The 10562-nt window shown below is 67.4% G+C and carries 10 protein-coding genes; 7 read left to right on the plus strand and 3 right to left on the minus strand.

What is annotated here, in order from left to right; translation table 11 throughout:
* Window positions 1-69: 69 nt before the first annotated feature.
* Genes RDU24_RS15400 through RDU24_RS15410 form a run of 3 tightly spaced genes read right to left on the minus strand, consistent with a single transcriptional unit; the run spans window position 70 to window position 4029 of the window.
* Window positions 70-402: an antibiotic biosynthesis monooxygenase family protein gene (locus tag RDU24_RS15400; RefSeq protein WP_308736668.1), complete on the minus strand. Its 333-nt coding sequence runs from the start codon at window positions 400-402 to the stop codon at window positions 70-72.
* Window positions 403-410: 8 nt separating this feature from the next.
* Window positions 411-2978, minus strand: a complete 2568-nt coding sequence (locus RDU24_RS15405) for a cytochrome ubiquinol oxidase subunit I (RefSeq protein ID WP_308736669.1) — start codon at window positions 2976-2978, stop codon at window positions 411-413.
* Window positions 2979-2982: 4 nt separating this feature from the next.
* Window positions 2983-4029, minus strand: coding sequence for a hypothetical protein (locus RDU24_RS15410; protein ID WP_308736670.1), 1047 nt, complete (start codon window positions 4027-4029; stop codon window positions 2983-2985).
* Window positions 4030-4176: 147 nt separating this feature from the next.
* Here RDU24_RS15410 and RDU24_RS15415 point away from each other — a divergent pair, with 147 nt between their 5' ends.
* The 7 genes from RDU24_RS15415 to RDU24_RS15445 all read left to right on the plus strand — a co-directional run bounded on the left by RDU24_RS15415 (window position 4177) and on the right by RDU24_RS15445 (window position 10469).
* Entirely contained in the window at window positions 4177-4995 is an 819-nt protein-coding gene (locus RDU24_RS15415) for a type III pantothenate kinase (protein ID WP_308736671.1), read from the plus strand.
* 151 nt (window positions 4996-5146) lie between these two features.
* Window positions 5147-6451 carry a phosphopyruvate hydratase gene (gene eno / locus RDU24_RS15420; protein WP_308736672.1) on the plus strand — a complete coding sequence of 435 codons (1305 nt, stop codon included), beginning with the start codon at window positions 5147-5149 and terminating at the stop codon, window positions 6449-6451.
* A gap of 139 nt (window positions 6452-6590) precedes the next feature.
* Window positions 6591-6797: a hypothetical protein gene (locus RDU24_RS15425; RefSeq protein ID WP_308736673.1), complete on the plus strand. Its 207-nt coding sequence runs from the start codon at window positions 6591-6593 to the stop codon at window positions 6795-6797.
* Window positions 6798-6967: 170 nt separating this feature from the next.
* Window positions 6968-7345, plus strand: coding sequence for a hypothetical protein (locus RDU24_RS15430; protein ID WP_308736674.1), 378 nt, complete (start codon window positions 6968-6970; stop codon window positions 7343-7345).
* A 225-nt stretch (window positions 7346-7570) separates the two neighbouring features.
* Window positions 7571-9193 carry a hydroxylamine reductase gene (gene hcp / locus RDU24_RS15435; RefSeq protein ID WP_308736675.1) on the plus strand — a complete coding sequence of 541 codons (1623 nt, stop codon included), beginning with the start codon at window positions 7571-7573 and terminating at the stop codon, window positions 9191-9193.
* Between the two features lie 113 nt (window positions 9194-9306).
* Window positions 9307-10131 (plus strand): ATP-binding protein, encoded by an 825-nt coding sequence (locus RDU24_RS15440; RefSeq protein WP_308736676.1) that lies wholly within the window; start codon window positions 9307-9309, stop codon window positions 10129-10131.
* A gap of 23 nt (window positions 10132-10154) precedes the next feature.
* Window positions 10155-10469 (plus strand): cupin domain-containing protein, encoded by a 315-nt coding sequence (locus RDU24_RS15445; protein WP_308736677.1) that lies wholly within the window; start codon window positions 10155-10157, stop codon window positions 10467-10469.
* The last annotated feature ends 93 nt before the right edge of the window (window positions 10470-10562 follow it).

Genomic DNA, 10562 nt, shown 5'->3' on the forward strand with positions numbered 1-10562 from the left:
CAGCCCTTTCGGCGCAATGGGGGTTCCAAGGGGCCTCAGGCCCCTTGGCCGCCGGAGGCAGCTCCCGGCCTAGGTCAGCGTCTGGTCCAGCACCTCGTAGTGCCGCACGTGCTTGTCGGGGATGATCTCGTAGCGTTCGTCGCCGGGGTAGAGCACTGCGCGTTCCGGGTCGTCGCCGGCGAAGGCCTGCACGGCCTGCCAGGACTCCCAGTAGGTGACAAACGCCAGCTCGATGCTGCTGGACTTGCCTGCGGGGCAGGCGTCGCAGAGCCGTTCAAGCACCTGGTGCCCCTTGTAGCCTGGCGTGGCCTTGGCCTCGCGCACGCCGGTGCGCTCCAGGTGTTTCAGGAACCCTTCGCGGTGCAGCCGGGGGCAGAGGCATTTCCATTCGCGCGCGATCATGTGGTCACCTAGGGGGTGCGGATTGTGTTCGGGTGGTGCAGCGAGTCGGTCTTGGCCACCTTGTGGCAGACCTTGCAGTTGCCTTGCGAGCCCATGGGCCTTGCGAGCTTTTGGTACTGCAGGGGCTGCACGTTGTCGCGTTCCGCGCCGTAGGGGTTCAGCGCCGGGTAGAGCGCGTGCTGCGGGCCGTGGCACGCCGGGCAGGAGAGCGCGCCCATCTCGTCCAGGCGGCTCTTGAAGCGGTCCGGCGCGGCCTTGGTCCAGTTGCCGAAGGCCTGGCTGGGGTCGGGCGCGCCGAAGTCCTTGTGGCAGGCCAGGCAGTCCGGGGTCTGGTTCCAGGCGGTGCGCGGCGGTATCGTGTCCTGCGGGCCGGACTGCGGCGTGATTTGCGTCAGCAGGCGCTTGGCGCCGCGCTTGCCGCTCTCCAGCTCGCGCTTGAGCAGGCCCACGGCGTGGTCTTCCAGGGCGCCGTGGCAGGTGGTGCATTCCAGGCCGATCTGCCCGTGCAGCCCGCGCAGGAAGCGCGTGGCGCCCTCGGGACGGCTGGGGTGGCAGCGGGCGCAGGCCTCGGCTCCGCGGCCCTTGAGGGTGTTGGCGTGGAAGCCGTGCAGGGCGCTCGACACGCCCATGAGCCCGTCCTTGCCTTCGGCCCCGGTGAGGGGGTCGGCGTGGCAGGAGGTGCAGGCCACGGTCTTGCCCGCCTTGGCCTGGGCCGAGAGGTTGGTGCGGTTCATGCGGTCGTGGATGCGCAGGATGTTCAGGCCGGTCTCCGGGCTGATGCCGGAGTCCGTGGCGCGAACCGGCCGCGCGCCGCCGTGGCAGCTGGCGCAGCCGACCTCGTCGGACACGGGCAGCACGGCCCTGGTGCGCGCGAGCACGGCCTTGGTCGAGGCGTCGCGGGCCTCCACGGTGACGAAGGGGTAGGGGTTGAACCCGCCGGACGCGCCGCGCGGGCTCAGGTGTATGGCGGGAGCCTGGAACCAGTCGCGGCCCTCCACGATCTTCATCTGCACGGGTTGGCCGCCGCCTTCCTTCGCGCCTTCCACGGCGCAGGTCAGCTCCACGTTGTCGGTGACCTTGGAGGGGGAGTCGCCGCGCTTGATAAGCTGGGCCGAGAGCTCCGCCGTGGCCGGGCGCAGGGTGAACACGCCCTGGGACTCCACGATCATGTGCATGCCCAGGCCGGACCAGGCCAGCAGCACGTATTCGTCCTTGGCCGCGTCGAAGGGCGGGATCTCGGTGGGCAGCTCGGTCAGGGCCACCGGGGACTCGGGCACGGGCTGGGTGCCCAGCAGGCCCTCGGTGAGATAGGCGGCCAGGGCCTCGCGCTCCAGCCGGTTGCCCACGAAGGGCGGCATGGCCGGGTTGGCCAGGTTCAGGGCCTCCAGCAATCCGGCCAGGCCCTCTGCGGTGAGGGTGGCCGCCCAGGGCTTGATGTCGTTCATGGGGCCGCCGATGGAGTGGCAGCTGGCGCACTGGTGCTGGTAGAGCTCCGCGCCCGCGGCCAGGCGGTTCTCCGGGGTCACCTCGCGGATGCGCGCCCACTTGGCCGTGGCCAGGTAGCCCGCCTCGCCGACCTGCTTGTCCGCCCCCACCTGGATGCCGTTGGAGTAGGTGTGGCCGTAGATGAGGTAGGGCTTGCGCGCGGCCTCGCGCACGAACTCGAAGCTGCCGATGAGCCCCCAGCCCGTGAGCAGCACGCACAGCGCCAGGGGGAAGCGCACGGCTCTTGGCAGGCGCACGGCCAGAATCAGCGCGCCCACGGCGGCGGCGGCGGCGAAGTACTGGAAGCCGCGCAGGAAGCCGGTGATGCGCGCCGAACGCAGCAGCACCATCTGCTGCTGGGCCTCGGGCAGGGCGCCTATGTACCACCAGCCAGCGGCGAAGCAGGCCAGAAGCGGCAGGATGGTCCAGGCAGCGGCCAGGCGCACCATGCGTTCGCGGGCGCCGTCGCCGTTTTCGGCGGGGATGCGCGTGGCCGTGACAAAGCCGAACAGCCCGGCCAGAGTCAGCGAGATGGCGGTGCGCAGCGCGGCCTGCGGCCAGAAGGTGGGGTTCAGGAAGCCGTCCCAGAAATTGTGGGTGACGAGCCACTTGCCCGGGGTGAGCATGAAGCCCACGATGCCGTTGATGGTCAACAGCGAGAGCATGGCGAAGAGGAAGTACAGGAAGCCCATGCGCACGTGGTCGCGCGGGTCCATGCGGTCGAAGCCGTAGTAGTAGACGAGCAGGGCCACGATCTCGCAGAGGAAGAAGACCCACTCCGTGGCGAAGCCGTAGACGAAGACCTTGATCAGGGTGCTCGTGGCCTGGGGCGAGAGCAGGCCGATGGTGAACCAGATGCCCACGCCCGTGACGCCGCCCGCCACCATGGTGATGAGCAGGAAGAAGCGCGTGTGCTTCTTGACGTGTGCCAGCAGCGTCGGGCTGCCGACCTTGCGGGCGTAGATCTCCGAGAGCGTCAGGTACAGGCCGCCGCCCACGGCGAAATGCGCCAGGAACACGTGGAAGGTGCCGATGAGCGCGATCCAGAAGCCCCCGGCCAGGGTCGTGAGGTGCCAGATGGGATATTCCATGGCCTTACGCCCCCCTGCCCGAAGTCTTGGCGTTCACCTTGAGCATGTAGATGATGGCCGACAGGCCGAACACCAGCGCGGCGGCGAACACGGCGAAGGGCGTATTGTCTCCGGTCACGGGCAGCGACGCGGGCGAGAAGTGCGGCGCGAGCGTCAGGCTGCGCACCTGGGCGCGGGTGGCGGCCATGAGCGTCACGGTGAGGAGCGTGAGCCACACCGTGGCGCCGACCTGTTTCCTGAGGCCCGCCAGAAGCGCGGCCAGCCCGGCCAGCGTACCGGCCGCCAGCAGGCCCGTGGCGAGCTGGTCGCGGCCCATGAAGGCCAGCATCACCGGTCGGGGCAGGGACAAGAGCAGCCACGCGCCCACCAGGAACTGGGCCATGGTCAGCCGGGTGAACCACTTGAGGCCGTGCTCCACCCAGTCCAGGCGGCGCTTCTTGGCGCCGATGAGCGCGGCGTACAGCCCGGCCACGGCGGGCGCGGCCAGGACCATGTGGCTGTAGCGCGCCCAGAGGGTCGGGTCGGCCACGTTCAGGAAGCTGCCGTAGGGGTTGTGGACGTAGGCGCCCCAGGCCGCGGGCCGGAGCATGAGGGTCATGTTGTTGGACAGCAGGAACCCGGTGTACAGGAGCATCAAGAGTGACAGCCCGAGGGCCAGGCGCGAGGCCCCGGGCGCGCTCTCGGCCTTGGCGTCGCTGATGTACAGGCAGTAATAGCCGACGATGACCGCCGCGATGGCCGAGAGCCACCACCCGGCCATGAGCACGGAGCTGGTGTACAGGAACTGGCCGTAGAGCACCTGCACGAACAGGAGCGGGGCCACGCCCAGGTTGATCTGCAGGGCCAGGGTGGTGGGCAGCCGGTGCCCCAGCTCGCGCGCCAGGTCCTTGTGGCGGCCCGTGAAGCGCCCGGCCAGCGCGATGACCGCCGAGCCGACGGTGAGGTTCATGAACACGACGTGCAGAACGAAAGTGAGCAGCAGTAGCGCCTCGAACCAGCCCCAGGGGGAGGGGATGGCCTCGGCCGCCGGTATGAGCCGGGCGAAGTCCATGCGCATTCTCCTTGACGGATTTCCTATCCATGGCAATACACGCGGAGGCGGACGCTGGCAACGGATACGTACGAAGTCGGCTTTTGGCACCACGGCGCAGAACCACTGGCAAGGACGCCCTGCAACGGCGCCCGACAAGGACACCTGATGGACACCGTACTCTTGCTCGACGTGGGCAACACCAACGTGAAGATCGGCCTGGCCCAGCCCGGGCAGGGGCTCGTGAGCACCTACGCGCTGCCCACCGCGCCCTCCGGCAACGTCGGCACCGCCGACTCCTGGGGGCTCAAGCTGCTGGACATCTGCCGCGTCGAGGGCGTGGACCCCGGCGAGATCATGGGCATCGTGGCCTCCTCGGTCGTGCCGCCCATGAACCCGGTGCTCACCCGCGCGGCAGCGCGCTTTTTCGGCCAGCCCGGCCAGAACATCCGCTTCGTGCCCGACGACATCCCCCTCGCCCTTGAGAACCGCTACGCCAGGCCCCAGGAGGTCGGCGCGGACCGGCTGGTGACGGCCTTCAGCGCGCGCGCGTCCTGTCAGGCCCACACGCTCATCGTGGTGGACTTCGGCACCGCCACCACCTTTGACTGCGTGCAGGGCAACGCGTATCTGGGCGGGCTCATCTGCCCCGGGGTGCTGTCCTCGGCCCGGGCCCTGGCCACGGGCACGGCCAAGCTGCCGCACATCACCCTGGAGATGGACGCCGACGAGGCAGCGGGCTGCCTGCACATCGGGCGCAGCACGTCGGAGAGCCTGAACCAGGGGCTGCTCTTCGGCTTCGCCGCCATGGTGGAGGGGCTGGTCTGCCGTCTGGCGGCCACGCTGGGCGTGGGGCCGGGCGACGTCCACGTCATCGCCACCGGCGGTTTCGCCAAGACCATCGCCGGGCTCTGCCCGGCCATCGACGAGGTGCGCGAGGACCTGCTGCTCGACGGGCTGTTCCTGGCCTGGAAGACCAAGCGCTGAGGCCCGAAATTCGTCACAGGATTGCATTTGAATCTGTCACAAAAATGATGTATTGACCCCAATAGAACATTGCGTCTGAACCGGCTTTCATAGCCGCCACGGTCATAAAAGCCAAGAATCGCGTATTCTTGGACCTAACGAAGGAGAACTCATGAGCACCATTATCGCTGTCTGGGCGCGCGAAATTCTGGATTCCCGGGGCAACCCCACCGTCGAGGTCGAAGTCACGTACGAATCCGGCGCCTCCGGCCGCGCCGCCGTGCCCTCCGGCGCCTCCACCGGCACCCGCGAAGCCCTGGAGCTGCGCGACGGCGACAAGAAACGCTACGGCGGCAAGGGCGTGTCCATCGCGGTGAACAACATCCGCGAGGAGATCGCCAACGCCATCGTCGGCATGGACGGCCTGCGGCAGGTGGCGCTCGACAACTCGCTCATCGACCTGGACGGCACCGACAACAAGAACCGCCTGGGCGCCAACGCCATCCTGGGCGTTTCCATGGCCAACGCGCGCGCCGCGGCCAACTTCCTGGGCCTGCCGCTGTACCAGTACATCGGCGGCATCAACGCCAAGCTTTTGCCCGTGCCCATGATGAACATCATCAACGGCGGCGCGCACGCGCCCAACAACCTGGACATCCAGGAGTTCATGATCATGCCGCTGGGCGCGGAGACCTTCGCCGACGCGCTGCGCATGGGCGCCGAGACCTTCCACCAGCTGAAAAGCATCCTCGCCAAGGACGGCCACGTGACCAGCGTGGGCGACGAGGGCGGCTTCGCCCCGAACATGAAGAGCCACGCCGAGGCGCTGGAGTACATCATCCGCGCCATCGAGGCCGCGGGCTACAACCCCGGCTACGAGATCGCGCTCGCCATGGACTGCGCCGCCAGCGAGTTCTTCAAGGACGGCAAGTACAATCTCAAGGGCGAGGGCAAGATCATGTCCAGCGCCGAGATCGTGGACTACTACGCCGACCTCGTGTCGCGCTTCCCCATCGTGTCCATCGAGGACGGCATGGCCGAGGGCGACTGGGACGGCTGGGCCACCATGACCGACCGCATGGGCGGCGAGATCCAGATCGTGGGCGACGACGTGTTCGTCACCAACCCCGACATCCTGGCCGAGGGCATCGAGCGCGGCGTGGCCAACTCCATCCTCATCAAGCTGAACCAGATCGGCACCGTCACCGAGACGCTCGACACCATCGAGATGGCCAAGCAGGCCGCGTACACCACGGTTGTGAGCCACCGCAGCGGCGAGACCGAGGACGCCTTCATCTCCGACCTGGCCGTGGCCGTGAACGCCGGGCAGATCAAGACCGGCTCGCTGTGCCGCTCCGACCGGCTGGCCAAGTACAACCAGCTCCTGCGCATCGAGGAGGACCTGGAGGAAGAGGCCATCTACTACGGCCCCATCCTGGCCGAGAGCTGGTTCGCCAGCGAGGGCGAAGACGAGTAGCCCGAAAAGAAGAATGGAAAGCGAAGCCCTCGCCCCTTCTCCAAACGGGGGGGCGGGGGCTTTTTTTGCGCCCCAGGCGCGCCCCCCAGGCCCTTGACCTTCGCCCCAGTGCGCCCTATGGGAATCGCGAGGTGAAAACATGAAAAGCAGCTACCGCAAAAAGCTTGAAAAGGCGTCCAACTTCCTGCGCGAGGTCTTCGACGACCTGGAGACCGAGGGCAGCGACGACTTCGACACCTTCGGCACGCGCCTGGAAGACCTGGCCGGGGAGATCGACGACATGCTGGCCGAGGACGAAGCCAACGCCAGGGACGGCGACGAAGAGGACGGCTACGAGGTCGAATAGGCCCCGGACCGCCTGCCGCCGCGCATGAAAGGCCCTGCCCCCCTGACAGGAGGCGGGGCTTTTTTGCGTCCGGCGCCCTGCGGACAGGTTGGCGGGGGGGCTTTACATTTTCCACGAAAGAGCAGAATGTTTCTATAAGCGGAAACCCTTTTGCACCACGAGAGGCACCCATGGACTCCAAGACATCCGTCACCAAGATTGAGAACGAGCTGGCCGCCAGCTTCCGCAACCGCATGAAGGGCGCGGAAGGCGCGGGCGATGTGCAGCAGATCTTCGCCGAGTTCCTGCGCGACATGCTAAGCCGCATCACCGGCGCGGAGGTGGTGCTGGACGAGGGCGACGTGCGCGTGGACCCGGAGTTGGAAGGCGGCTTCGCCCTCGGCCCGGGGGTGGCCGAGAACCCGGAGTTCGCCAATTTTCTGGCGAACACCGACCTCCTGGACGTGCTGCGCCGCCAGGGCCAACACGCCGCCAACAAGCTCAAGCACCTGGGCAAGTCCGGCCGCGCCCAGGGCGACGTCTTCACCCGACCGGACTGGCAGAGCTAGCATTCGCCAACAAGCAAGGCCCTGTCCTGCCTTGACCCCGGGGCAGGGCCTTGCTCCAGGGTTTCTCGCGCCCCCCCGAATATTTTTTCCGCCCCGTTGACACAAGTCAAAGCGCTGCCCGTCCAATTCTCCTAAACCGGACTTGCGTGAGCGGGAAACCGCAGCCGCCCCAGCCCCTCATGCGGGGGGAAACGGAAACCAAACTTCCAACAGGAGGATCACCCAATGTTTTGCAACCAGTGTGAACAGACCGCCAAAGGCACCGGCTGCACCCAGATCGGCGTGTGCGGCAAGCAGCCCGACGTCGCCGCCCTGCAGGACCTGCTCATCTACGCCTGCCAGGGGCTGTCCTGCGTGGCCGTGGAGGCCGGCAAGGCCGGAGTCACCGACAAGGCCACGGACCTCTTCCTCTACAAGGCCGTGTTCAGCACGCTGACCAACGTCAACTTCGACGCCGAGCGCTTCGTGCCGCTGATCAAGCAGGCTGTCGAGCTGCGCACCTGCCTGCAGGCCAAGCTGAACCCCCTGGGCGTCACCGCCTCCGATTGCGACGCCGTGCGCTTCACCCCGGCGGCCGACCTGGCCGGGCTGGTCAAGCAGGGCGAGGCCCACGCCATCGCCTCCCTGGACCCCAACGCCGACATCGCCTCCCTGAAGCAGACCGTGCTGTACGGCATCAAGGGCGTCGCCGCCTATGCCGACCACGCCGCGCTGCTCGGCCAGTACGACCCGTCCGTGGCCGCCTTCATCTATAAGGGTCTGGCCAGCGCCCTGCGCATCGACCTCGACCTCGGCGCCTGGGTAGCCCTGGCCATGGAATGCGGCCAGGCCAACCTGACCGCCATGCAGCTCCTCGACGCGGGCAACACCGAGACCTACGGCCACCCGGTTCCCACCAGCGTTCCCCTGGGTCACCGCAAGGGCAAGTGCATCCTCGTCTCCGGCCACGACCTGAAGGACCTGGAGACCCTGCTCAAGCAGACCGAGGGCAAGGGCATCGACATCTACACCCACGGCGAGATGCTGCCCACCCACGGCTACCCGAAGCTGAAGGCCTACAAGCACTTCTTCGGCCACTACGGCACCGCCTGGCAGAACCAGATCAAGGAATTCGCGGCCTTCCCCGGCGCCATCCTGATGACCACCAACTGCATCCAGAAGCCCTCAAGCGCCTACCTGCCGAACATCTTCACCACCGGCCTGGTGGGCTGGCCCGGCGCCGTTCACGTCGGCAACGAGGACTTCTCCGCCGTCATCAAGCGCGCCCTTGAGCTGCCCGGCTTCACCGACGACGTGGAAGGCGTGTCCGTCAACGTCGGCTTCGGCCGCAACACCGTCATGAGCGTGGCCCCGGCCGTCATCGACGCGGTCAAAGCCGGCAAGATCCGCCACTTCTTCCTGGTGGGCGGTTGCGACGGCGCCAAGCCCGGCCGCAACTACTACACCGAGTTCGTGGAAAAGGCCCCGGCCGATACCGTCATCCTGACGCTGGCCTGCGGCAAGTTCCGCTTCTTCGACAAGCAGCTGGGCGACATCGGCGGCATCCCGCGCCTGCTCGACATCGGCCAGTGCAACGACGCCTACTCCGCCATCCAGATCGCCGTGGCGCTCGCCGGGGCCTTCAACTGCGGCGTCAACGAGCTGCCCCTGTCGCTCATCCTGTCCTGGTACGAGCAGAAGGCCGTGGCCATCCTGCTGACCCTGCTGTCGCTCGGCATCAAGAACATCCGCCTCGGACCCAGCCTGCCCGCGTTCATCACCCCGAACGTGCTGGCCTTCCTGGTGGAAAACTTCGACATCAAGCCCATCAGCACCCCGGACGAGGACCTGAAGGCCATTCTCGGCTAATGACCATTGCGATCAAACGCGAACGTGCTTAGATAACAGCTCCGACACCTTCACACTCCACGGGCGCGGGGGCCGACGAACCCCCCCGCGCCCACCTTCACCAGGAGAAGACAATGCGCGCCACAAGAAAGCTCATCACCGTCAACGAGGAACTCTGCAACGGCTGCGGCAACTGCGTCACCGGCTGTGCCGAGGGAGCGCTCGCCATCATCGACGGCAAGGCCAAGCTGGTGAACGAGGTGTTCTGCGACGGCCTCGGCGCCTGCCTGGGCGAATGCCCCACCGGCGCGCTCAAGGTCGTCGAGGTGGAAGCTGAAGATTTCAACCCCGAGGCCGTGGCCAAGCACCTGACCAGCCAGGGGCGCGCCGTGCCCGACCACATGCCCGACCCCGCCAGCCTTCGGCTGGACCCAAAGGGTGTTGGCGGACAAGGCCAATCTTCGAGGCCGGCTGGCGGCGGCTGCCCCAGCAGCAGGGCCATGAGCCTCAAGAGCCCCTGCCAGCAGGCCAACGTTCCGGCCAGCCAGTCCGGTGGCGCGTCGAACCTCACCCACTGGCCCATCCAGCTCAGGCTCGTTCCACCCACCGCGCCGTTCCTCCAGAACGCCCGGCTGCTCCTGACCGCCGACTGCGTGCCGCCGTCCTTCCCGGACTTCAACGCCAAGCTGCTGCCCGGCCGCGTCATGCTGCTCGGCTGCCCCAAGTTCGACGACGCGCAGAGCTACATCGACAAGCTCGCCGACATCCTGCGCGAAAACAGCATAAAGGACATCACCGTCGTGCAGATGGAGGTGCCCTGCTGCGCGGGCATGACCGCCATCGCCCTGCGCGCCGCACAGGCCGCAGGCGTCAACGTGCCCGTGGAAACCATCGTCATCACCCGCGACGGGCATACCCAACCCGCAGGCCCCGGCGGCCTGCCCCGCTTCGCCGGGTAGGCCCCGGCAAAAGGAGTTCCGCCATGAAGATCACCGACCTGCACGCCCAGAACGACTTCAAGCCCTTCGGCCCGAGCAAGCTGCTCGTGCACGAAAGCGAGTTCATGAAGGTCATCAACTTCAACTTCAAGGCCGGACAAGGACTGCCCATCCACTCCCACAACCTCGAAGGCGAGCTCGTCATCTGCGTCCTCGAAGGCGAAGGCTTCTTCCTGTCCGACGCCGGACAAACCCCCTGCAAGACCGGCGATACCCTCGTCTGCCCCATCGCTGTGCCGCACGGCGTCACCGCCACCAGCGACATGCGCGTGCTCGTCACCATCGCTCCGCCCATTTAGCCGGTGCGCGCCAGGGGGCGCCGCCCCCTGGACCCCTGCTGTGGGGCCTGAGGCCCCCCAGACCCCCCCATTACGTGAAAGGTTCCTGTCGAC

This window comes from Humidesulfovibrio sp., from assembly GCF_031082295.1.
Lineage (GTDB): Bacteria > Desulfobacterota > Desulfovibrionia > Desulfovibrionales > Desulfovibrionaceae > Humidesulfovibrio.

Bases quoted from the DNA above. Each gene is read 5' to 3' on its own strand.
- RDU24_RS15400 (WP_308736668.1), bottom strand. From the start codon at position 402: ATGATCGCGCGCGAATGGAAATGCCTCTGCCCCCGGCTGCACCGCGAA.
- RDU24_RS15425 (WP_308736673.1), top strand. From the start codon at position 6,591: ATGAAAAGCAGCTACCGCAAAAAGCTTGAAAAGGCGTCCAACTTCCTG.
- RDU24_RS15430 (WP_308736674.1), top strand. From the start codon at position 6,968: ATGGACTCCAAGACATCCGTCACCAAGATTGAGAACGAGCTGGCCGCC.
- RDU24_RS15410 (WP_308736670.1), bottom strand. From the start codon at position 4,029: ATGGACTTCGCCCGGCTCATACCGGCGGCCGAGGCCATCCCCTCCCCC.
- RDU24_RS15445 (WP_308736677.1), top strand. From the start codon at position 10,155: ATGAAGATCACCGACCTGCACGCCCAGAACGACTTCAAGCCCTTCGGC.
- eno (WP_308736672.1), top strand. From the start codon at position 5,147: ATGAGCACCATTATCGCTGTCTGGGCGCGCGAAATTCTGGATTCCCGG.
- hcp (WP_308736675.1), top strand. From the start codon at position 7,571: ATGTTTTGCAACCAGTGTGAACAGACCGCCAAAGGCACCGGCTGCACC.
- RDU24_RS15415 (WP_308736671.1), top strand. From the start codon at position 4,177: ATGGACACCGTACTCTTGCTCGACGTGGGCAACACCAACGTGAAGATC.
- RDU24_RS15440 (WP_308736676.1), top strand. From the start codon at position 9,307: ATGCGCGCCACAAGAAAGCTCATCACCGTCAACGAGGAACTCTGCAAC.
- RDU24_RS15405 (WP_308736669.1), bottom strand. From the start codon at position 2,978: ATGGAATATCCCATCTGGCACCTCACGACCCTGGCCGGGGGCTTCTGG.